Consider the following 22669-nt stretch of genomic DNA (forward strand, 5'->3'; position numbering starts at 1 on the left):
GTTATTTCTAAGCGATTAATTAAAACTCCCCCTTCACACCTTTCCTCAGCCACTTCGCCGTCAATGTGTCCGACTGGAGCATCCGTTCCGGTGTGCCTTCAAACAGGACTTCTCCGCCCCTTTTTCCGCCGCCTGGGCCCATTTCGATAACCCAGTCGCTCGCAGCGATAAAGTTCAGATTGTGCTCGATGAGGATGACCGAATTGCCTTTGTCGACAAGCCCCTGGAAAACGTCCAGCAGGTGCGCGTTGTCTTTGGTGTGCAACCCTAACGACGGTTCATCCAACAAATAGATCTGCCCTTCTTTTTTCAGGTGGCTGGCCAGTTTGAGGCGCTGCACTTCGCCGCCGCTCAACGAACTGGTCGTCTGGCCGAGTGTCAGGTAGCCCAAGCCGACATCTTTTAAGGTATCCACTTTTTTAACGATTTTCGGCATTTTCAAATACTGATTGGTTTCGTCAATCGACAGTTCCAGAATCTCCACGATATTTTTTCCTAAGTGGCGATGCGACAGGGCTTCATCCGAATAGCGCGTCCCTCTGCAGGCTTCGCACGTGACGGTCACGGGATCCGCAAAAGCCACATCCGGCGTGGTTACGCCTTTGCCTTCGCAGACCGGACAGGCTCCCGTCGAATTGAAGCTGAACAAGCCCACCGGCTGCCCCGTTTCTTTGGCCAGAATCGACCGGATGTCGTCCATGATCCCCATATAGGTTGCAAGTGTCGACCGGCTGGACGTTCCGATGCTGCCCTGGCTGACCGCAATGGTTTCCGGATAGTTGTCGGTAAATGCGCCGAACATCAACGAACTCTTGCCGGAACCCGAAACGCCGCATACCGACACCAGGGCGTTTTTCGGAATGTCCACACTGACATTTTTCAAATTGTTGGCTGAAGCATTGTTGATCGAAAAACTGTCTTCTGCCTGTCGCGGGGTTTTATTGACGGTGACTTTATGAGCCAAATCGGTGATGGCGGACTCTTTCTGTAAGCCTGCCTGTGCGCCCTGGTAGACCACTTCGCCGCCGCTCACGCCAGCGCCGGGGCCCATTTCAATGATTTCATCCGCTGTTTTGATGACGGCCAAATTGTGTTCGATGACAACGACGGTATTGTAGTTGTCCCGCAAACTTTCCAGCATGTGCGTCAACATCTCGATTTCTTTCGGATGCAGTCCCGCACTCGGTTCATCGAAAATATAGGTGATGTTGTTCAGGCTGCTGCCCAAGTGACGGGCGATTTTCACGCGCTGCGCTTCGCCGCCGGACAGCGTGCCCACTTTTCGTGCCAGACTCAAATAGCCCAAGCCAAGATCCACCAGCTGTTTGACATTCGGATAGGCTTGCTGCGCGATGGAAGTGCCGACCGGGTCTTCTATTTTTCCCAGTTCATCCAGCAGGTCCGTCATTTCCAGCCGGTCGTATTGGGCGATATTGAGCCCGTTGATTTTGCATTCCAGCACTTTCGGGTTCAATCCCGACCCTTCGCAGGTCGGGCACGGTGTATTTGTGGTCATCGCCAACACGTCATCCTGGGACGTTATTTTCAGTTTCGTGAGGTCCCGGTTAATGTACAGGCGGATAAACCTGGGAAGGAGGCCGTTCCATTCGATGTCCCGTTTGCCTACTTTGTAATAATAAGTTCCAAATGCCCGCTCGCCTTCCGGCGGTCCGTAGACCAGAAGATTATACTTTTCTTCCGTGAAATCTTTGATGGGGAGATCGGGGTCGAACAATCCGCCGTCCACCATCCATCTGCCCTGCCAGCCGGGGGGTGCCAACGGCTTGAATCGCACTGCGGAGTCCCTCAGTGACTTCGTGTGATCGATGAGTTTGTTGATATCCGGCACCACGATTTCGCCGTATCCGCTGCATTCCGGGCAGTTGCCGAACGAACTTTCACTCGAAAACTCGGTGGCTGAGCCGATTGGCGGGCTGCCGATCCGTGAGAACAGCAGCCGGATTAACGGATCAATGTCCATATACGTACCGGCCGTCGAGCGCGAATTGCCTCGAACCGGTTTCTGTTCCACGACGACCACGGGGCTCAAGTTCTGCATCAGGTCGGCGTGCGGCCGCTCGTACCTCGGCATCTGGTGCCGGATGTACAGCGGATAGTTCAGCGTCATCTGCCTTCTGCTTTCCGTCGCCAGCGTATCAAAGACGACGGAGCTTTTCCCTGAACCGGACAGGCCGGTAAACACATTGATCTTTTCTTTCGGGATATTCAAATCGATGTTCTTTAAATTATTCTCGCGGAGCCCGCGCAAAATGATTTCATCTCGTTTTTCGGTCATGTGTGCATTCTCCTTTTCCAATCAAGCCAGGGAACTACCCTACTATATAAGTTGAATGAATCAAATTATAGTGAACGATACTGCTCTCAGCGTTAAGAGGTTATAAAGTAAAATTCTTTATATAGTAAATGGGTTCCCTGTTTGGGGTAGGCTCACACAAAGGTGTATAAAAGGATCAATGAAAAAAATCCGCTCTCCATTTAAAGAGACGGATTTTTTATGCAGGTTTATCGTATATGTTGAATCATGTTTGTCACAGGGACGCGGTTTTTGAAGCCAATCTTCGAATGTCATTCTGATGGATATATCGTCCTCGAAACCATTTCCAGTTTCAAACTATTTAATTATAGTGGGGAGGCGATTTTATAAGTGGCCTAACCAAACATGGGGATCAACTCAGAATCAGTGCGCTTTGCAGCTCTAAAATTCACAATCAGGGAGGGGCCCCATTCACAAAAAATCCCTATAATTCACCTTCAACTCTAAGAGTATTCTATGCTCGGTATAAGATATTCTTTAGTATTTAAATGAAACGAAAAATGCATCCGGGCTAATCAGCGCCGGAGGCATTTTCCATTAATTATTTAAACTAAAATCATCCACAGAATAAGCGTGACACTAATCGCTACAATTCCCTGCAGCAAAGTTGCTGCTGTTTGGGCCTTGTAAGCTTGAGTGACAGACATACCGCTGAATTCCTTTACGACCCAGAAATAACTATCGTTAACGTGGGAAACGACCATTGCTCCTGCACCAATTGCCATAACTACTAGTGCGAGCGGAATCGCGCCCTCAATTCCTACTTCCAAAAGCAGCGGTGCCACAAGTGAGGACGTAATAACGATGGCTGCAGTGGATGATCCCTGTGCTGTCTTAAGAGCAGCTGCAATCAGGAACGGAATAAGCAAGAATAATGCACCGGTAAAGAATGCGCTGTCACCGAAACTTTGGATAAAATCCGCAACTGCCGTCGCTTTGATTACAGTTCCAAATGCACCGCCGGCTCCCGTAATCAACAGGATTGGCGCTGCTTCTTTTATGCCCAAAGTGATCCAGCCAGTCAGCGTTTCTTCATCATAACTCGGCAACAGTAAGAAAGCGAAAAGCAGACCGATCAACAAAGCTACGACCGGGGCACCCATGAACAGGAAGATATCGGCAACCAACCCTTCCCATCCTGCAAACGTTGTAACAGAGCTCATGCCAATCAGGAGAATTGGTATGAGAATCGGTGCAAATGATTTGAAAGCTGATGGCATTTCACCGAATCCCGCTACGATATTTTCGTAATCGTCAGCGAAAGATCCACTTCCTTCTTCTTTAATATGTATAGTCGGTCCCACTTTTCTTGCCCAGAAGTACCCGATGGCCACGACAGGAATAGCCACAATAAGACCAATCAAAATGATAGTCCCTAAATAAGACTCAGCTCCAATATTCGCTGCAGCTGCAACCGGACCAGGCGTTGGGGGCACAAGTGTATGTGTTGCAAAAAGACCCGTTGACAACGCGATGGCCATCGATGCAACTGTGACATTCGCTTTTTTAGCAAGCGCTTTCTTAAGCGAGGAAATAATAACATAGCCAGAGTCACAAAATACCGGGATACTGACAATTGCTCCAATCAGACTCATTGCAAGCTGTGGACGTTTTTCGCCTATAACCCGAAGTACCACTTCTGCCATCCGAAGTGCTGCACCCGATTTTTCAAGGATGACCCCAATGAACGTACCGAAAATGATGACAAGTCCAATTCCACCCATAAGTCCACCGAAGCCGGTATTAACTGATTCTACTACGACAGCAAGCGGTAGACCTGCAAATATTCCAATACCAAACGAAGCAATAATTAACGATAAGAACGGATGAAGCTTCAGTTTCGCTGTCGCGAATATAACGAAAAGAACACCTGCTGTAATAAGTAAAACAAGACCTAACCCTTCCACTTTTTTCACTCTCCTTTTTTAGTGGTAAATTCCTTTTATCACTCTGAAAACTTGTTTTGTTTGCTCCGTAAGCAATGCATCTGCATTGGTCATGCACTCCTGAAGTGACATTGGTTTATTCACAATGGAAAAGCAGCCTGTAAACTTTTTTTGCAATTTCTCCATGTCTCCCCCAAGGCTACCGGATATCAAAATAACCGGCACATTGTGTTTCTGTGCTAATTCGGCAATGTGTCCTGGTGCTTTTCCATAAAGTGTCTGCTCATCACTTTGCCCTTCTCCCGTTAACACAAGCGAAGCATCCAGAATCTCATTTTCCACTTCAATTGCACTCGCCATTAGTTGTGCACCCGATACGAGTTCCGCACCGATAGCCAGGAAAGCAAAGCCAAGCCCGCCTGCTGCACCAGCGCCTTGTTGATCTTGAAAATCCCGGTTCAGCTCCGCCTCAATGAGCCTGCCGTATCTTCGCATCGCTTTGTCATACTGCCCCAACTGACTTCCCATAATGCCTTTTTGAGGTCCGTAGATGTAGGTTGCACCCAATGGACCGCATAGTGGATTGTTTACATCACTTGCTACACGGATAGTAACGGAAGCGAGACGGGAATCCAGCTTTTCTACGCTGATCTTGTCCACTTTCAATAAATCAGAGCCATATGCACCGAGCTTATTGCCCTGCTCGTCCCAAGCTTCCAACCCGAGAGCCATGAGCATACCCAAACCGCCATCATTTGTTGCGCTTCCACCGAGTCCTACAATGAACGTTGTACAATTTTGGTCAAGAGCATCTTTTATTACTTCCCCGATTCCGAAAGTTGTTGTGAAATCCGGGTTTCGAGAGTCTTCCGGCACTTGAACAAGTCCAGCGATACTGGCATTTTCGATAATGGCTGTATCCGTTCCAATTCGCGCATAGTATGTGTCAATTGTTTCGCCGAGCGGTCCTGTGCAAGTGACCGGAATTCGTTTACCGGCTTGTGCAGTCAAGAGAGCTTCCATCGTGCCCTCTCCTCCATCTGCCATCGGCTTTAAAACGACTTTGTTTCCTCCATCTACTTGAAGGATTGCTCTGGCCATCGCCCTAGCAGCTTCTGCCGCAGACAGGCTGCCTTTAAATGAGTCCGGAGCAATAACTATTTTCATATAATGCCTCCTTTTCCAATTGTCATTGACTTAATTTAAACGGAAAATGATAACGCTTTCAATTGGCTGAATTAATGAAATTTTCTATACATATCTCCGAATTTTTGTGCACCTGCACAGTTTCTCACTCCATACGTTGCAGAATTAACTGAAGGATAAAAGCATCGTAAAAAACCCGGGGTTGCAATCCGACTTTTTCTTTTAGCTGTTCCAGGCGATACTGCAGGGTGTTCCGGTGGATATGCAGTGCTTTGGCTGTCTCTTTGACGGAAAAATCCATTGCAAAATAACAAGTGAGCGTTTGAATATAAAGTGGACCGAGTGCGTGCAGCCGCTCCTCGTATACAGCACAGATACTGATGAATTCTTCATCCGGTACAGCGACTGCAAGCCGCTTAAGATACCAGTCACTGCTATAAGTGATTTTGTCCTGGCTCTTATTAAAGGCTAATGCCTGCTTAGCTTGCTTATACGATTTCTGGATACCAGCCAATCCTTTCCCTTCTTCTCCAACTCCCAGCCGGCCACTCTGTATGTCCAGCTGTTCTGCCCACCCCATAATTTGCATAAGCGGTGAAGAAGTAATGATTATCATTTCCTCGTCCGCAAAAGGGAGTGCAAATAACAGCCTAAGACCGGCATCAGCAAGTTTGCGCCCGACTTCCTCGAAAGCATCCTGTGCATTGGCATTTGCTATGACCAGAACTCTCCATGCTATATCAATACCGCTGTTCGACCAGTACTGCGCTTCTTCTCTTAGTTTCACCTCATCGTATCCCGCCGGTTCCATCAATTGATGAAACCAGGTTATCCACTGTCTTTCTTTATAAAATTCCTGCTGCCTGATGTAAATCTGCTCCAATACTATTTCAACAGAGACACGGATAAGGCCGGTAATTCGCAGTATATCTTCCGGTTCTCCACTGACACCTACAACTCCGTTCATACGGTTTTGGTGAATGATCGGCAAATTAACACCCGGTTTTGTTCCTATGTAATGTCGATGAGTTTCTTTATTTAGCATAAGCGGTTCACCAGTTTCAATCACCTGAATGGCGCCGCTGTGACGCTCATTTATCCGTAAGGGATCGGTACTGGCAACAATTCGACCATCGAGATCCATAATGTTAATGTCCACATCGATATATTCTGCTAACCGTCTGACAATCTCCTGGCCTAACTCCTGATTAATTTTCATTTCGTTCCCGCCTTTCTTTTATCTCTGCAAGAATCAAAGCACCCGGCGCTACTGAACCGATTCTTTGGTAATAGAAGAGCTATGAAATTTGCTTCCCTGAGAGAGGCACAGTTGCATAACAGCCATAGCCAGAATTGTTTTTTTAATAGCTAAGACATGTATACCATAAGAGCTTCTTTCCTGGGTAAGCAATTTTCAGGGAAACAGAAAAATAATGGGATTACATGAATGCCCTCAAGCTTGTTTGAATCTATTGTATTTAAGATGAGCGGATTTTAAAACGGCCGGGCCGGAAACTGAATTTGTCGCTCCCCATGGTATTTGACACTGAACGGACCCCATCTGCTGGCAGTCTGATAAAGAGCATCCTTCCCGATGACTTTGTTATCAATGATCCACACCCTGCTGTCAGCCGAAAAAAGGGGCGTGTCTGCATAACAGACACGCCCCTCAGAACTTTTTAAGCTTGTTTTATTCCGTCTTCACGATCCATTGATCGCGGCTCAATTGCCTGGGGATCAAGACCATTGCCGAGTGAGCCGTAGACCAACTCTGCCCGGGGATCAATTAATTCTGTCCCATTGTAATAAACCCTGGGAGTCTTCCACAACGCTACTAAAGCATTCGACATGGGCATTTCATGATAAAGACCGGGCCATTTATCCTTTATATGCCCCTTCACCAAAGGATAATACTTAGAGCTCATACTTGGAAATAGATGATGCTCTGTATGGTAAGAAAAATTAAAATGTAAAACGTCAATCCATTTTGGAACCGTCACCGATAATGTGTTCGCGAGTGGATCATTTACCGGAACCTGTGGATTCAGCCGATGGTTAGTCGATATGTACGCCATTACAATTGTATTCGCAATTAAATGGGGAATCAAAAACATAAATACCCAGTTTGTTATTCCCACGAAGAAAACTAATCCTGTCCAGGCAACCCACGGCAGTAAAAACTGTATCCAAACAGCCAATCGGTTTTCAGGCTTAAACTCTTTAACATACGCGAAAAACATTCTGACAGAGTGCAACGTGAACGTGAAACTTAAAGAGAAAAACTCAAAAAATGCCCGTACTGAAAATGGCAATCGGTAAATAATCTTTAATGCGGGCTTTTTGTCTAATTGTTCTTTTGTTAACCAGGCATCCGGATCTTTTTCTTCATCTTGCGTGTGAACGTGATGGGTCATATTATGCCATTTACGCCACAGTCTGGGTCCAGTTAGAAGAGGGAAAAAGAAAACAGCTCCCAGAAAATTACGCAACCCGACTTTTTTCACGACCGTTCCATGTAAAATTTCATGGCCCAGGAATCCCATCGAGGCAAAGCTTGTGCCAATTACAACAGCAATGGCTATGTTCGCAAGAAAAGGTAAATCATAAACACCAATAGCAAACATCCCTGCTATTGTAATCATTAAATAAGCCAGCCCTCCAAGCAGACGCCCTGGAACTGGTTTAAATGCTTTTTTGGGCAGATGCGGCGATACTTTAGACGCGTACCAGCCAAACGAGTGAAATCCTTTATCCATACTTCTCCTCCAATTAACATACAAAATTTCTTCTTTCTTAACAATCAGACGCGATAAGACGAGTGTTATTCCCGGCTTAATACGAAAGCCTTGTCCTAAGCGACCGAGGAGCAGAAGCAGCGATTTGGCGCACGAACCATCCAAACTAAAAATTCACATTCGTATTTGTATTTTCGCGCGTTGCTCCACTATAAAGGTTAACCCTACAAATTCATAATGTTTTCATCTCCTCTTCTTTATTAAATTCCCGGTATCATATGGCTGCAGACACCTGGGCACAATTCGTGACAAGTCCCCTTTTGCATAAAAAAAAGAACATCCAACTCCAGGAACGTTGCATTCCTGGGCTTGGATGTTCTTTGGTATTCAACTGACGCCGATTTAGAAAATCATTTAAAATTGTTTCTTTTCCTGGGAAGCTATTTTTACTATGAGCGGTTTTCCAAGTTCTATGAGCAGTAATCGGCTTTCTATGATCACTCAGCTATTTCAGCCCCCAAATCACCCTTCATTTACTGTCCAAGAGCAAAACACTGCAGATAAAATAGAGCAGCTCCCGCGAAATCACAGGTGCTGCTCCTTTCTAATTAATCTTCCCCAACTCATCCAACAACGCTGTCCGCTTCGGATACATGAACTTCAGCTCGTCAATCAATCCGGCCGCCGCTTCCGCACCAAGAGCCTCTTTAAAACCTTTGATCATTTGGCAGGCACTCCAGTAGGCCTTGCGGTTTGAAGCTCGTTCAATCAGGCGATAAATATAGGCCGTATACAACTCATTCACTTCATGCGGATAATCGGCCAGCAGATACTTATACAGATATTCGATTTCATGGGGATTGACGCGGCAATACTCAAGCATCTCTTCGAATTTTTTCTCTTCAATCAGAATCCTGACATAAAGCGAACGGCTCAGCAAGCCCGATTTCATCTCTCCCAACAACCTGTTCTGCGTCTCCGGCCATTGCTCCGCAGACACGAGACTCTTCAGCTTGTAGTAATACTCTTCTTCTCCGCGTACCGCGAACTCGAAGCCTAGGCCAATCATCTCTTCCGTCTTGCCCATTTTTTCATAAGCTGTAAAGCGAAGCTTCTTCCATTCATACACCAGTCCTGCGAGCTTGGCATCCAACAGTTCCGACTCATCACACAACCGGATCACCCGCTCAAATTCACCTGCATCCAGCACCTGCTGGACTTGCGCTTTGCGAATTTCGGGCTTGTGGTGATGCTTCACATAGAACGCTTCAACCGCTTCCCGATCTCCGCGCTGCTGCAAAATCGCCAGCTGGTGTCTGCGGAATTGTTCTTCTTCGTAATCGTAAGATTTATCTCGCATTTCATTGCTGCTAATCAGTTTTTCAATAAAATCATAAAACTTGTCTGAAAAGTCGCCCCGTTCATTCCATTGCAGCACAGATGCCAATAAATCACCCGCAGCATCCGTAATGTCCTGCTCCAAATTGAACAGGATATGCGGATAGAGCAGTTCAAGCATGTGGTCGACAGTCATTTCATCCAGTTCTACCGGCCATTCAGCAAGCACCTCGTCGATATTGGCCAGGCCCTCATAGACCGCTGAACTGATATCACCTGCCGAATCATCCGCCATCTGGAGCATTTCCGTACATTCTTCAATGACAATAAGGCTCAGCCGAATCATCTTTTCAGCATCTTGCTCCACATTCAGACCATCGATAAATTCCAGAACTTCCTCTGGCCCTTCGAGCGCCAAATCCGTCCGGTCCCATTCGATAAATTCTCCACGGCTTGCCCGGCTTGCCGATTTCCGGATAATCCGCCTCGCCTTTTCTTCATCCATCCCATCAGGATTCGCGAATTTCTCCGTCAAATGGAGATGGACGGCTGGCTGCTTCTTGATGAGCTCCTCCAGGATTTCCAGCAGCTCTGCTTTTTTCAGCGCCTTTAATTGCGCCAGCACATCCACTGCCGCCGAACCGTTCTCTTTTTTAGTTTCACGAATCGCCAGGCACACCGCCACTTCATGCTTGCACAGCGAATCCGATTCGAATGGGCAGGTGCAGTAAGAACCCAAAATCGTCCCGTCTTTCGCCAAATTGACCGCCACCTCGTAATCCCGCGTGCCCGCTACAATCGCGTTCCACCGATTCGGCGCAACTTCTGCCAGCTGCTCTACAAAATTCTGCTCAAAATAATCCAGGCCGCGGTTATAAAGCTTCACCGGCACGGTTGTTTTCAGATTGCGTAAGTTCATGAGAATTCCCCCTGGGTTGATTATAACCTGCGGAGGTTTTGGGTTGAATAGGAAGTTTCGATATAAAAGCAAAAGCCGTATCCGGTAACCCCTGAGGGCAGTGGATACGGCTTCTGGCAGATGTAATTGTCGTTAAGGATTTGACACAGGAAGACGTTTATCAATCATTTATGAACAGCCGTGATCTCTTCCATCAACCCAACCCATTCTTCTCTTTTGAAATCATACAATTCCAGCTCCGTCTTTCTCAGAACCATGTGGAGGCTGTCGAACTTCTCGTCTGAACGGAACCTCCACCAGCTTTTGACATTTGACGTCTTGGTGCCCGGCTCGTAATAATCCAATGTAGCTTCAGGATTTATAATTCCCTCCACCCTTTCAGCATCCAAATAATCGTGCGGAAAATCAATGTAAAGACCCAGCGCCCCTTTATGAGGCGTAATGTACCCGATTTTATGCGAAGAATCCGCGTCCTTTTTCTCAAGCGCGCCGTTCCACGGAACCGGTTTATCGCTGGCAATCATAAGCCGAGCACCCTCATTCGGTTCAATCCTGCAATTCGGAAGATTCTTAAACACTTCGACCATCTCGCTCATTTTTTGTTCTACGGTTTTGTTCATGTTGCTATCCATCCCTTTCAATTCAGCTATCATTCATGCATGCTGCAAATCCTGCCAGGCAAAACAACGCCGCTTATAAGATTAATTTTTTATTCCACTACCTGATATTCTATCATGTTCCCCTGATTGCACGATGTTTCATTTCTTTACTTTTAATTTTGCTTCTCGGGGAACAACTCAATCTCAAATTAATTTATACTGATGAATAAAAAAACCGCAACCGACATGCTGAGGCAGTCGGTGTGGCTAAGTATAAAGTGTCATGTATTGTTAAAATCGTTTCGAGTTGTTACTTTCCCAGGGATGCGATTTAATTGTCCGCCGATGCTGGTGTGAAATACCGGGTCATGACTCCAAATTAGGATTCACCAAGTAGTATGAGAGTTTCCTGCTACTAGATGTTGGGGCCATACATGCCAAATAACAATAATGCAACGTGTAATAACCCTTGAATGAAAATTACGTATCCTTCTGCCAGAAAAAAGTCGCGCCATATTAATTGTTGCTTTTTCACAAGTATAAAATAGGCAGCAATTAATATGTTCGGTAAGGAAGCGAACAATAATGAGATAGGAATTAGAAAATGCAAATTATCGATGTAATACTGATCAGATGTTTCCATCGAGCCACTCATATAAAAAACTAAAACTACGATGGGATGAAAGGGTATAAAGACTAAAATAGTATTAATAGCAAAACAAACCTTTACCATATATAAACTCCCCCTGCCATCGACTAATTGTAAATAACAGCATTTTATCTAACACATCACCTTACGTTATTGTTGTAAAAAGTGAGCATAAGACTCCACCAGTGCATGAGGTCCCCACTTACCATCATCATCCTTATCTCCAGTAATATCAGCTGCCAAGTAATTATCCAAATTAATCTTTTGACCAATTTTATCGTAAATCACTGATAAAAGGTCCCCTTTTATTCTGTAATTAAAAATAACTTCGATTCAGTACTGTATCTGCCACATTCTTTGTGTAATATTCTCGTCCAAATGAAATTGTGTTTTCATACGGGTGACTTGATTGCCAATTCTATGAGCGGTCTCAGTAATTCTATGAGCGGTTATCCGGGTTCTATGAGCGGTTATCGCCATTCTATGATCACTCAGCTATGTTTTATCCCTTATCAGCCGCTGCTCGTATTTGGAAATCCCGCTTCCCGGCGAATGACACAATTAAAATACAAAAGCCGCATCCGGTAATCCCTGAGATCACGGAATAAGGCTTGTTCTTGGTGCTGATGTTGCCAGTAAACTAAATTGGGTTTGACGCAGGGAGGCGATTCCCCATATTTTTGCATACATGAAACGGGCCTTGTCAAAGGGCGGAATTTTGTCCGGGACTATCAGAAGCCTTATAAGGATTCATTTGATAAGATAAGAGTCAGGCGCTGGAATCTGGGCACTGAAAAATTTCATTTAAAGACTGTTTACACAGTAAAATAAAGAATCTATCTCACCAGGAGCTGAACTTATGGAACAACATACGATGTCAGGAAAAACGGCCATTATCACGGGGGCGAACAGCGGACTCGGATTTGAAACGGCTAAAATTTTCGCCGGGCTGGGTGCACGGGTCATCCTGGCTGTCCGTGATATCGAAAAAGGAAAGATAGCCCAACAGGAAATTAAAGAAGAATCTTCTCAGGCAACTGTCGAAGTCATGAAACTCGACTTGTCTGACTTGGATAGCGTACGGGCTTTTGCAGAAGGGATCATAAGCCGCTCTGATTCCCTCGATTTGCTTATCAACAATGCGGGCGTTATGACCCCTCCTTATGCTAAGACGAAAGACGGCTTTGAGCTGCAGTTCGGCAGCAACCATCTCGGACATTTTGCCTTGACCGGCCTGCTCTTGCCATTGCTCCTCCGCACAGAGAATTCACGGGTGGTAACACTCAGCAGTCTTGCACACCGAAAGGCCGCCATAGACTTTGATAACCTGGACGGCTCAAAGGGCTATAAAGGGATGAAGTTTTATGGCCAAAGCAAACTGGCGAATTTAATGTTTGCTGCAGAGCTCGATAAGCGATTGAAGCAACACGGCTTATCGACGCTTAGCATTGCTTGCCATCCCGGGATTTCTGCAACCAATCTTTTTAAATTGGGCAACCGGGAAATGCCCCGAATTTTCAGAGGGCTTATGACCCGCTACTTACAGCCTGCCACGATGGGGGCACTTCCCACAGTCTATGCCGCCACCGACCCTGGCATAAAAGGCGGCGAATACATCGGGCCGGACGGCAAAGGCCAACGGAGAGGCTCCCCCGCTCTAGAGGAACCTGATCCGGCAGTGAATGATGAAGCAATCCGCCAGAAGCTCTGGGAAGTTTCAGAGGAGCTGTCCGGCGTAACTTTTGATTTCAGCAAATAATACGTTCAAAGTGAAAATGGTCAATGTAATCAAAAAAGCGTATGCGATCTCCTTCCGGGAAATTGCATACGCTTTTCAAATTTTTATCTCCTGTCACTTTTCTTCCATACTAATAAAAATAGATAGATTACATCTTGCTTGAAACAGGTCGATTAAGGATATAGTAGCTGTACAAGAACTTTTCTTATTTAACACGCGTGATACACATTAGGAGGTCTCTATGATGAACCCACAAATCTTAATCGTCGGAGCTGGCCCCACTGGCTTGGCTCTTGCCTATAGCCTGGCGCGTCAAGGCGTGCCATTTCGGATCATCGATAAAAGCGCAGGAACCGGCACAGCGTCACGTGCGCTCGCTGTGCATGCGCGCATATTGGAGCAGTACGAGCAACTTGGGCTGGCCGAACGCAACATCAAGCGGGGACATCCGATTTTGTCGCTGGATATCAGCGACGGCAAAGAAGTGAGAGCCACAGTAAAATTCCATGATTTGGGCAAAGGGCTGAGCCCGTTTCCGTTTATCTTGAGTTTGCCGCAAGACGAGCACGAAGAAATTCTCGTGGACGAATTACGTAAAATAGGCGTCGAAGTGGAATGGAACACCACGTTGGTTTCTTTTGAAGACAAGGGAAAAAGCGTGAACGTCGTACTGCAACAACAAGGACAGCCGGTAGAAAGAGCAGAGTTTGCTTATGTATGCGGATGCGACGGGGCCGGCAGCATGGTCCGAAAAGGACTGGGACTCGAATTTCCCGGCGGCACGTATAAGCAATTATTCTTTGTTGCCGATATCGAAACCGAGAAACCGGCAGACGCCATGGAAAAGATGGACATGTACATGGACGATGACGGTTTTATGCTGTTTATGTCCGTCCGGAACGCCAAAACCAAACGGATCCTCGGCATTGTGCCGGAGGATTTGAACGAACGCACCGATCTCCAATACAGTGAAATCAGCGATTATATTGAAAATAAAATCCGTGTGACCGCGGCCAAGGTCAATTGGTTTTCGACCTACCGCGTCCATAACCGCGTAACCGAGCAATTTGCCAAAGGGCGCATCTTCATCTTGGGCGACGCCGCCCACCTGCACAGCCCGGCCGGCGGACAAGGCATGAACACCGGCATTGGGGACGCCATCAATCTGGCGTGGAAGCTCGCAGCGGTGATTCAAGGGAAAGGTTCTTCCAGAATATTGAACACGTACGAAAAAGAGCGAATCGTCTTTGCGCGCCGGTTGATCGCGACGACCGATACAGCGTTCAAAACGATCATCAACCAAAAACTGCGCGGCACCTTGCTGCGCCAGTATTTCGTGCCCTATGTCCTGCCGTCGATATTCAAATTTTCCTTCTCCCAAAAAAATGCGTTTAAGATCTTGTCTCAAATCCACATCAATTACCGCAGCAGTCCCTTGAGCAAGGGCAAAGCCGGCAAAGTCTACGGCGGCATGCGCCTGCCGTGGATCGAAACCGCAAGCGGCGATAATTTCGAACCGCTGCGCTCAGTCGATTGGCAGATTCATATATACGGCAAAGCGAAGCCCGAGCTGATCGACTTTGCCCGCTCGCAGTCGCTTGAACTCCATGAGTTTGCATGGGAAGCGAAGATGAAAGACGCAGGATTCAAGCAAGATGCGCTGTACCTGATCCGACCGGACGGGCATGTGGGGCTTGCGAGTGAAAAGCAGTGGCTGCGTGTGTTGAAAGCGTATTTGGAGGCTTATGGAATTGTGGCTTTTGGAGTGGAGTGAGGCAGAAACAGTAAAGGAGGCTGGAGGGATGAATCCGTGAGGGAATCATTCCTCTAGCCTTCTTTCACTTATTCGCCGGACAGTTCAGACCCCTATATTCCGATTTTCGGGCTTTTCAAGCCAAAGAAGAACCTGACCGCAAACGGATCCGCCTTCCGCACTTTGCAGTCTCCCGAAGATACAGTAGTTGCATAGACTTTTATCAAGACTTCGTCATCTCTCGGGACCGGCTTATCCACTTCCCGGAGTTCCATAACTTCCGGCGGCCCGTAAGTTTTATGGACGCTGGCCTTCATTAGGAAACTCCTCCTTCCACGCTTGGTTTTAACGGGATTATTTCAGGTATTTTCTTCCCTTTGAACAACAGCCATATAGCCAATGCCAATTCCCCTATCACTCCCGGCACCGCTACGATCAACAGAAATATCATTTCGTAATCGCTGTAATTGGAAAGCAGAACCTGTGCAAAATTATCAATCAGGTAACCCAGCCCCGCAAGCATCACCAAAATCCCAATAATTTTGGGCATGAAATTGGATTTGAACACCAAATAACCGATGAGCAGCAAATGAAAGCCGATAAACACGAGTCCAATCAACCACCCATTATTAAAGGCATCAATCAGCAGCATAACCTGCGTTTGCAATTGGCTTGTTTCCATCGCTGCCAAATACATTTCTCCTCTTATCAATTGCAAAACACTTAAAAAATTAAACATGGCTGCCGCAAAAATGGCAGTGTAGATCAGTCTGAATGCCGCCGCCAGCAAAGCAAGGCTTTTGTTCACTTGTCTTAACAGAATGTACAGCGACCAGGATACGACAACATCCAGAAGAAGTACGATGATGAAACCTGCAATTCCAAATCGGAATAACAAGTCATTGGCAAGAAGATTCTGGACAGTTGCTGCTGCATTTCCGGGTACAATCAGGCTTTCAAACACAAAAAAATTCACAAATAGAGCGATGATAGCCATTACCAGCAAGCTAAACCCTGTAAGCCGCGCGTAAAAAAGATGTGATTTTTCAGCAATAACGCCTGTCATTTTAATTTCTCCCAGTTTTCTTTTTGAATTTCCTGCATTAATGTATTAACTGAAAGCAAACCGCCTTACTTCTTCGAATGAGTCATATCCCGCCCTTCGGCTCCGAGAATAGTAAGCAGCCTTCACGTTGCCATTTCGGCTGTGTCCAAAAGATCGCCCCTTTCTTTGCTGCTCCAAATTATTCAATACGTTGGAACTGAAAGTGTTTTTTGTAATTCTCTCAAACACCGGCAACTCCACTATTTTAATCAGAATATTCAGAATTTAACTAGGTTAACAGTACATCTAAAAGGCTTTTTAAGCAATTTTAAATAGCTGTTTATCCTCCTGCAGCATGAAAGCGCAAATTCCTTGAGATTCTGATTCCCGGAAAATATCCCAGCTGCGATTCCCTCCAGTCCAGTTCCCATTCTCCGTATAGTTTTTACAGGTGTATAAACCGAAAAAAACACACCCGCTATGCTGCTGCAGACGGGTGTGGCTAAGTATAAAGTGCCGTGTATTGTCAAAAGGTCGCGATTTACTGCAGCCTGCAGTAATTATAATTCTGCCAACCCCATAAACAGCTCCACTCCTGTTTCAATGAGTTCATCACGGAAATCATACTCATTTGTATGTGTTTGAGGGTAATCTTCTCCATTGCCAATGTAGAAATAAGCGCCCTTCGTCAATTCGGTATAGTGGCCGTAGTCTTCAGATGTACGCAAAACTTCTTCCATTTCAACTAATTCCATACCTTTTGCAGCTGCAACCTGGCGGACCTTATCCGAGCTCTCTTTGTGGTTAAACGTTACCGGGAATTCATCCGTATATGAAAAGCTTACCGATAATCCGTATCTCTTTGCCTGATCTTCTACAAGGTTTTCAATATTTTTTTGAAGTTCATCCAAATTCTTTTCATGCAAAGCGCGAATAGTCAGGAGTAACTCCCCTTCACCGGCAGATATACCAAAAGCTTTGCTTCCTACTGAGGCGCCGATAACCGTACAAACAACCGGGCCTTGTTTCTTCATAGCATTTGTAAATTCAGGAATTGCATTAATGATATTTGCTATAGGAAACGAAGGATTAACCCCCTCGTCAGGGTCACTGGCATGAGCAGGGGTTCCTTTCATGCTGATTGTCATTCCTTTTGACGCAAATTGCGCAGTGCCATCGATGACGGCCACTGACTTGAACGGTTGGCCACTCATGTTGTGATACCCAAAAATTTCATCTATGTTCTCTTCCTTTATCAAATCCGCACATTGAATCGCCCCGTCCGCTGTTTCTTCGGCGGGCTGAAAAAGGAAAAAGATGTTCCTGTCTGCGCCTTTCTGATCGATTTCCAACGCAAAACCGGCAAGTGTGGCTGCATGTCCATCGTGCCCGCATTTATGAGCTTTACCGGGAAATCGGGATCCATATGGCACGTCAATGACTTCGTCCATCGGCAAAGCATCGTAGTCTGCCCGGAAAGCTACGTTCCTTCCGCCTTTTTTTGCTCGATAAGCCGCGTAGAACCAATTCCCTTTATCGACAATCTCCAGTTTAGTATTTGATTTCAAAAAATTGATCAGATGCTGTTTTGTCCACTCTTCTTCATTGGACAGTTCCGGATGCTGGTGCAATTCGTGACGCAATTGTTTTGCTGATTCAAAATTTTTGCTTTCCACAAAATCCCACTCCTTGTTATCGACTTTGGTTCCAAGGGTTCCTTGTATTGCTTCACAGGGAAATTTCGTTCAGGGAATCGGTTTTGCTCATCCAATAAAAGCTTCTGCCTCGGGAGTCTCATGGATCAACGGATTGTTTCTTCCGACCATGTCATCCCCTCGTTCCCTCAGCTTTTCTTTAATCCTAGCGGGGTTCAGTGAGCGTGGCAAGAAAAGTAATTCACATTGGCATGCTGCAAATCGGTGTTCGGCAATTGGTGTTATTATGAAAGGAATGCGCAGGGGCGGAACAGGAGGAAATGAAATCCTCAAGAAAAGCAGTGAGAAATCCATAAACAGAATGCTCAATGATGAATCTGGTGATAATGATGAATAACAGAAAAAACCACAACCGACATGCTGAGGCAGTCGGTGTGGCTAAGTAAAGCGTATTGTCAAAATAGTGCAGAGTTGTTTTCTTTCCGAAAGACGCAATTTCAAGCCGCCACTTGCAGAAAATTCTTAAAGCCTTTGTTCTTAACTTTACAAAATTCAATAAATCCTATTATAAACGATGGAAATGTTGTATGATTGTCCTCATCTCTACATTCTAATCAATTGATTTAAAGGGGTCCTGAGCTTGAAAATGATGGAACTGAAAATAACTCAAAATACGAATCCGAAAGATAAACCGACAAAGGCCCAAATTCCATTCGGGACAATTTTTACAGATCATATGTTTACAATGGATTATGAAGAAGGAAAAGGGTGGCATGAACCGAAGATTGAACCATACGGACCGATCACCCTTGATCCGGCCGCAATGATTTTTCATTATGGGCAGACAGTTTTTGAGGGGTTGAAAGCTTACCGGACAGAAGACAATCGGGTGTTATTGTTTCGACCGGAGAAGAACTTGGAGCGTCTAAACCTTTCAAGCGAGCGCTTGAGCATACCGGCAATCGATGAAGAAGTCGTGCTTGCGCATTTAACAAAATTGATCGCGCTTGAAAAAGCTTGGGTGCCTTCGACAAAAGGAACGTCTTTATATATTCGTCCGTTCATCATTGCAACTGAAGCGAACCTTGCAGTAGCACCATCGAAAAGTTATAAATTCATGGTAATCCTGTCTCCAGTAGGCCCTTATTTCCCAGGTGGTCTGAAACCTGTAACGATTCACGTGGAAGACCAGTTTACCCGTGCAGTTAAAGGCGGTACAGGGATGGCTAAAACGGCTGGGAATTATTCTTCTGGCTACCAGGCGCAGACAAATGCCAAAAAGACAGGCAACGCGGATGTTTTATGGCTGGATGGCGTCGAGAAGAAATACATTGAAGAAGTGGGAAGCATGAATATTTTCTTTAAAATCGATGGAGAAGTAATGACCCCGGAATTGAATGGCAGCATTTTAAAAGGAATCACCCGGACATCCATCATCGAGTTGCTTGGAACGTGGGACATCCCGGTTACAGAAAAGAAAATTTCTGTCCAAGAACTATATCGGGCCTATGAAGAAGGAAAAGTCGAAGAAATTTTCGGTACTGGAACAGCAGCCGTTATTTCACCAGTCGGCGAACTAAACTGGTTAGGCCGTAATTTACTCGTTAATAACGGTGAAATCGGGGAATTATCCCAAAAAATATACGATACGATTACAGGAATTCAGACAGGAAAGCTGGAAGATACGCTGGACTGGACTGTAGAAGTAAAATAACAGACCAATTAACCCCCGGAACTTTTGAACTGAGCCCCATTTTATGGCCAGTTTAATAAAGTTACCCTGCAGCCAGACTGCAATCAGATGACTTCGGTATTTTGTGCCGGAGTCTTTTTTTAGATTCCATTGCTTCCGCGTTCCGTTGTAATACTCCATGTAATCATCCACCACCCTTTCAATTCATTTTGGCTGCTTTTTTAACAACTCATTTTCCACTTCCAGGTATTTAATGCGTGCTTCCGCTTTGCTTTCTCTGCAGCAACTTTCATAGACATAGGCAATGCCATACAAAAAAGAAAGCCGAAGTCAGCCGTGACTTCCGCTTTCTTCCTGTCTGATGTTTTCCCGGTTCATCTAAACCTCCTGCCGTTTTTTCATGGCTCGGATCCAAAATCCTCCGTAAATCGTCTTGGCATCATATGCGACAACAAATGCATTGGGATCCAGTTCCTTCACTGTGCGGTATAATTTCACTTCCTGTTTCTTCGGCATCAGGATTTGCAGCGAGCTCCGTTTTCCTTCATAGCCGTTCGCCTCCCAATCCGTCACGCCATACCCTTTTTCACGCAGTTGGACAGCCAGCCTGCCGGAGTTATCCTGGGAAATGACATTGGCGGTTACATAGCCCAAACTCAATTTATCTTCAATTTTGGAACCGACCACAATCCCTGCAGCGAAACCGAATGCATAGGCGAGTAAATTCTGTATATTTGCCAGATTATCCAGCACCAGCCCCAGCCCAAGGATATTAATGATGACTTCCAGTATAGACAAAGCAGCAGCCGAATACTGGAACCCTTTCATCGTCAGAATCATTCGGACGGTTGCCAGCGTGACAAAACTCAAACTGATCGTAAAAATAATCACTACCAATAAAAGAGGATGCATATCCAAAAAATAAAAACCTCCCAAACAAAATTATGAAATATTTTCCTTTTTTATTTTTCTAATATTATTTATTTCCCTTTTAAATAACCAATAAACAACTTCCGGCTTTTTTAAGCCTTCCTTCATAAGTGCTTTGACTTTCCTCATTCTATTTGCCAAAGCTTCTTTCTATTGAAAAAGACTGCAGGATAACAACTTTATCCGCAGTCTTTTCCATCCATCTCTTTTTCATTCCTCTTGCTGCTGAACCCTTGAATGGATGCCTTCTATAAAAATGTCTATAGCGATAGGGATACTCTTGTCGAGATCAACCGGCAACTGGAAACTGGCTGTCCTTTTCAATGAAGCAAAACCGTGTAATATACTTCGCAGGCCTCTCACTATATGAATGGCCATTTCTTCTTCCAATTGGTAACTCTGAAGAACTTGCATCACAAGTTTCACAACTGCTTTCTGCACATGCTGCAGATTTTCATCCGAATGATCCGGGATGCGGTTCGTCGCTTCGTAAAGGCCGGGATGAATTCCGGCAAAGTCAATATAAGCGCGGGAAAGTCCGTGGATTGCCTCGTCGCCTTTGCTTCCTATGACGGCTGGCAACAGATGGGCATAAAGCTGCTCGGTACCGTATATCGCCAATTGCTGTTTTAACCCTTCCAACCCATCAAAGTGATTATATAAGGATGGGGATTTAATATTCAATTCTTCAGCCAGTCCATTCAGCGACAGCTGCTCAAGTCCGTTCCGATCAACAAGCTCCGCTGCTTTTTCAAGAATTATTCTCATATCCAACTTTGTTCTGCCTGCCATTTTCCCACTTCCTAATTCGCTAGTTTAGTTGCCGCGTTGCTTCCTCGATAGCCCGGTCCATCTGTTGACCTGGATTCTCCAGCATCTTTCCATGTCCCACTGCCAACAAAACCGGATTTAGAGCTCTTAGTTTCAGGGCGCTCCTTAAAGCTTCCTCTTTGTTCCATGTCGCCATGGCTGGAAACGGGAATAGAGGCTTCATCACTCCAGAAACGGCTATGCCCCCACGCGTCTGTAAAGCATCTCCTGCCACCAGGACACCATTCCGCTTATCCAGCAGGCTGATTGAGCCAGGTGTGTGCCCTGGCGTAGCAATCACTTCAAGCGAACCGATCCGATCACCTTCTGCCAATAAAATATCAGGTGTCGTCTTGATCCTTTTCGGCACTCCACCTCGAATCGGGGTCGTCGGTTCAGTCGCGAGTAACCCCTTATCCCCAGCCAACAAGCGTGCATCTCTTCCTGAAATGGAAACACGCAAATCGGGAAGTGCTTCCTTCAATGCATCCAATGCGCCCACGTGGTCGCTATGAGCATGTGTCAGGATCAAGTTGGTTATGGGCTTGCCGATCTTACGGGCAGCCAACAGAATTTTTTTGGCGCTATAAGGCATGGCGGCATCTATCAAAGTTAAACCGTTCTCTTCCTCCACCAGATAACAGTTGACCGGAAATAGCCGAGGCATAAAAGAAATTTGATGCACTGTTCCCCTGCTGACCATTTTCATGTGACAATATCCTCCTTTGAGTTTGGACTAATCTTATTAGTATTATAACTAATATGATTAGTTTTCACAATATTTAATCGTTAATGACGGAGACAAATGCGCAAGTTTAAGCTTGTACCGATAATCGTTCAATTGTTTCTCTGGTCCGGAAAAATTATTTTTTTCGTTGTTTAAATAATACGAAAAAAAACCCGCCCTATAGTTGAACAGGCGGATTTTCATGCAGGTTTATTGTAGACGGTGAATTGAGTTTGACACAGGGAGACGAATTTTGAAGAAACTCCATCCCCTTGAACTAGATAGGTAGTGCATTCCAAAAGTTAAAGTTCAATTCTAACTCTTGGAGTGCACCACCGTGTCCAGATTCTTTTTACCATTATATATTAATGTAGATTATCATATTAAGTCGAACGGTTAGAAAAATAAAAATAGCTCAAGTGGGTACACAGTAGTTAACGCGAATCAACTAAGGAGTGTCCCCAAATGAGCTATGCCCAAATTATATCACGGGAACGTGTGCTAATCGAGAGTTATTGCCTGGAAGAGAAATCGCTGTCCTACATGGCGAAACAGTTGAAACGAAGTAAAAGCACCATCAACTATGAATTGAAACGATGTAAGCCGTATAACGCCCTTTTGGCACAGGCTGATTACGAGGCTAAACGTGAAAACTGCGGCTCCAGACGATCGGTTAATCAAGAAGACGTCGATTATATCCTGTCCAAACTG

Annotated in this window: 19 protein-coding genes; 4 read left to right on the forward strand and 15 right to left on the reverse strand. The window is 45.5% G+C overall.

What is annotated here, in order from left to right; translation table 11 throughout:
- Nucleotides 1–19: 19 nt before the first annotated feature.
- The 8 genes from DIJ65_RS06370 to DIJ65_RS16280 form a co-directional block, all read right to left on the reverse strand.
- Complete coding sequence (locus DIJ65_RS06370; RefSeq protein WP_117299906.1) at nt 20–2296, reverse strand: excinuclease ABC subunit UvrA; 2277 nt, start codon at nt 2294–2296, stop codon at nt 20–22.
- 584 nt (nt 2297–2880) lie between these two features.
- On the reverse strand, nt 2881–4242 hold the full coding sequence (locus tag DIJ65_RS06375) for a GntP family permease (RefSeq protein ID WP_117299904.1): 1362 nt from the start codon (nt 4240–4242) through the stop codon (nt 2881–2883).
- A gap of 18 nt (nt 4243–4260) precedes the next feature.
- Nucleotides 4261–5388, reverse strand: a complete 1128-nt coding sequence (locus tag DIJ65_RS06380) for a glycerate kinase (protein WP_117299902.1) — start codon at nt 5386–5388, stop codon at nt 4261–4263.
- 124 nt (nt 5389–5512) lie between these two features.
- Entirely contained in the window at nt 5513–6586 is a 1074-nt protein-coding gene (locus DIJ65_RS06385) for a CdaR family transcriptional regulator (protein WP_117299901.1), read from the reverse strand.
- 460 nt (nt 6587–7046) lie between these two features.
- Nucleotides 7047–8123, reverse strand: a complete 1077-nt coding sequence (locus DIJ65_RS06390; RefSeq protein ID WP_117299899.1) for a Delta(10) desaturase DesB — start codon at nt 8121–8123, stop codon at nt 7047–7049.
- Nucleotides 8124–8706: 583 nt separating this feature from the next.
- A complete protein-coding gene (locus DIJ65_RS06395; protein WP_117299898.1) occupies nt 8707–10359 on the reverse strand; it encodes an SWIM zinc finger family protein in 1653 nt (550 codons plus the stop codon).
- A 164-nt stretch (nt 10360–10523) separates the two neighbouring features.
- Nucleotides 10524–10979: a hypothetical protein gene (locus tag DIJ65_RS06400; protein WP_117300073.1), complete on the reverse strand. Its 456-nt coding sequence runs from the start codon at nt 10977–10979 to the stop codon at nt 10524–10526.
- Between the two features lie 778 nt (nt 10980–11757).
- Nucleotides 11758–11895, reverse strand: coding sequence for a hypothetical protein (locus tag DIJ65_RS16280; protein ID WP_154718712.1), 138 nt, complete (start codon nt 11893–11895; stop codon nt 11758–11760).
- A 571-nt stretch (nt 11896–12466) separates the two neighbouring features.
- Here DIJ65_RS16280 and DIJ65_RS06405 point away from each other — a divergent pair.
- Both DIJ65_RS06405 and DIJ65_RS06410 read left to right on the forward strand, forming a co-directional pair.
- Nucleotides 12467–13366, forward strand: coding sequence for an oxidoreductase (locus DIJ65_RS06405; RefSeq protein ID WP_117299894.1), 900 nt, complete (start codon nt 12467–12469; stop codon nt 13364–13366).
- Between the two features lie 223 nt (nt 13367–13589).
- Nucleotides 13590–15119, forward strand: a complete 1530-nt coding sequence (locus DIJ65_RS06410; RefSeq protein WP_117299893.1) for an FAD-dependent oxidoreductase — start codon at nt 13590–13592, stop codon at nt 15117–15119.
- A 92-nt stretch (nt 15120–15211) separates the two neighbouring features.
- On the opposite strand, the gene DIJ65_RS06415 is transcribed toward DIJ65_RS06410, so the two are convergent.
- From DIJ65_RS06415 to DIJ65_RS06425, 3 genes are all read right to left on the reverse strand, one after another.
- The gene (locus tag DIJ65_RS06415; protein ID WP_117299891.1) at nt 15212–15415 is read right to left on the reverse strand and encodes a hypothetical protein; all 204 of its coding nucleotides are present in this window, start codon (nt 15413–15415) and stop codon (nt 15212–15214) included.
- On the reverse strand, nt 15415–16164 hold the full coding sequence (locus tag DIJ65_RS06420) for a DUF4386 domain-containing protein (protein ID WP_117299890.1): 750 nt from the start codon (nt 16162–16164) through the stop codon (nt 15415–15417). The genes DIJ65_RS06415 and DIJ65_RS06420 overlap by 1 nt, the downstream gene beginning before the upstream one ends.
- A 539-nt stretch (nt 16165–16703) precedes the next feature.
- The gene (locus tag DIJ65_RS06425; protein ID WP_117299888.1) at nt 16704–17819 is read right to left on the reverse strand and encodes a M20 metallopeptidase family protein; all 1116 of its coding nucleotides are present in this window, start codon (nt 17817–17819) and stop codon (nt 16704–16706) included.
- Nucleotides 17820–18447: 628 nt separating this feature from the next.
- Between DIJ65_RS06425 and DIJ65_RS06435 the strand changes: the two genes are divergently transcribed.
- Nucleotides 18448–19512 (forward strand): branched-chain amino acid aminotransferase, encoded by a 1065-nt coding sequence (locus DIJ65_RS06435; RefSeq protein WP_391527598.1) that lies wholly within the window; start codon nt 18448–18450, stop codon nt 19510–19512.
- Here the strand turns inward: DIJ65_RS06435 and DIJ65_RS16705 are convergent.
- The 4 genes from DIJ65_RS16705 to DIJ65_RS06450 all read right to left on the reverse strand — a co-directional run bounded on the left by DIJ65_RS16705 (nt 19426) and on the right by DIJ65_RS06450 (nt 21940).
- Complete coding sequence (locus DIJ65_RS16705; RefSeq protein WP_391527597.1) at nt 19426–19686, reverse strand: IS3 family transposase; 261 nt, start codon at nt 19684–19686, stop codon at nt 19426–19428. The genes DIJ65_RS06435 and DIJ65_RS16705 overlap by 87 nt on opposite strands.
- A 183-nt stretch (nt 19687–19869) precedes the next feature.
- The gene (locus tag DIJ65_RS06440) at nt 19870–20403 is read right to left on the reverse strand and encodes a DUF2179 domain-containing protein (RefSeq protein ID WP_313903012.1); all 534 of its coding nucleotides are present in this window, start codon (nt 20401–20403) and stop codon (nt 19870–19872) included.
- Between the two features lie 228 nt (nt 20404–20631).
- Complete coding sequence (locus DIJ65_RS06445) at nt 20632–21213, reverse strand: TetR/AcrR family transcriptional regulator (RefSeq protein ID WP_117299883.1); 582 nt, start codon at nt 21211–21213, stop codon at nt 20632–20634.
- A gap of 19 nt (nt 21214–21232) precedes the next feature.
- Nucleotides 21233–21940 (reverse strand): MBL fold metallo-hydrolase, encoded by a 708-nt coding sequence (locus DIJ65_RS06450; protein ID WP_117299882.1) that lies wholly within the window; start codon nt 21938–21940, stop codon nt 21233–21235.
- A gap of 483 nt (nt 21941–22423) precedes the next feature.
- On the opposite strand from DIJ65_RS06450, the gene DIJ65_RS06455 reads away from it, so the two are divergent.
- A partial coding sequence (locus DIJ65_RS06455) for a helix-turn-helix domain-containing protein (protein ID WP_142836473.1) occupies nt 22424–22669 on the forward strand: 246 nt, incomplete at its 3' end.

The organism is Planococcus salinarum (assembly GCF_007004625.1).
GTDB lineage: Bacteria > Bacillota > Bacilli > Bacillales_A > Planococcaceae > Planococcus > Planococcus salinarum.

What these genes read in the sequence shown, in the direction of transcription:
- DIJ65_RS06370 (WP_117299906.1), bottom strand. Translation starts at nt 2,296, where the DNA reads ATGACCGAAAAACGAGATGAAATCATTTTGCGCGGGCTCCGCGAGAAT.
- DIJ65_RS06380 (WP_117299902.1), bottom strand. Translation starts at nt 5,388, where the DNA reads ATGAAAATAGTTATTGCTCCGGACTCATTTAAAGGCAGCCTGTCTGCG.
- DIJ65_RS06385 (WP_117299901.1), bottom strand. Translation starts at nt 6,586, where the DNA reads ATGAAAATTAATCAGGAGTTAGGCCAGGAGATTGTCAGACGGTTAGCA.
- DIJ65_RS06390 (WP_117299899.1), bottom strand. Translation starts at nt 8,123, where the DNA reads ATGGATAAAGGATTTCACTCGTTTGGCTGGTACGCGTCTAAAGTATCG.
- DIJ65_RS06395 (WP_117299898.1), bottom strand. Translation starts at nt 10,359, where the DNA reads ATGAACTTACGCAATCTGAAAACAACCGTGCCGGTGAAGCTTTATAAC.
- DIJ65_RS06400 (WP_117300073.1), bottom strand. Translation starts at nt 10,979, where the DNA reads ATGAACAAAACCGTAGAACAAAAAATGAGCGAGATGGTCGAAGTGTTT.
- DIJ65_RS06405 (WP_117299894.1), top strand. Translation starts at nt 12,467, where the DNA reads ATGGAACAACATACGATGTCAGGAAAAACGGCCATTATCACGGGGGCG.
- DIJ65_RS06410 (WP_117299893.1), top strand. Translation starts at nt 13,590, where the DNA reads ATGAACCCACAAATCTTAATCGTCGGAGCTGGCCCCACTGGCTTGGCT.
- DIJ65_RS06415 (WP_117299891.1), bottom strand. Translation starts at nt 15,415, where the DNA reads ATGAAGGCCAGCGTCCATAAAACTTACGGGCCGCCGGAAGTTATGGAA.
- DIJ65_RS06420 (WP_117299890.1), bottom strand. Translation starts at nt 16,164, where the DNA reads ATGACAGGCGTTATTGCTGAAAAATCACATCTTTTTTACGCGCGGCTT.
- DIJ65_RS06435 (WP_391527598.1), top strand. Translation starts at nt 18,448, where the DNA reads ATGGAACTGAAAATAACTCAAAATACGAATCCGAAAGATAAACCGACA.
- DIJ65_RS06440 (WP_313903012.1), bottom strand. Translation starts at nt 20,403, where the DNA reads ATGCATCCTCTTTTATTGGTAGTGATTATTTTTACGATCAGTTTGAGT.
- DIJ65_RS06445 (WP_117299883.1), bottom strand. Translation starts at nt 21,213, where the DNA reads ATGGCAGGCAGAACAAAGTTGGATATGAGAATAATTCTTGAAAAAGCA.
- DIJ65_RS06450 (WP_117299882.1), bottom strand. Translation starts at nt 21,940, where the DNA reads ATGAAAATGGTCAGCAGGGGAACAGTGCATCAAATTTCTTTTATGCCT.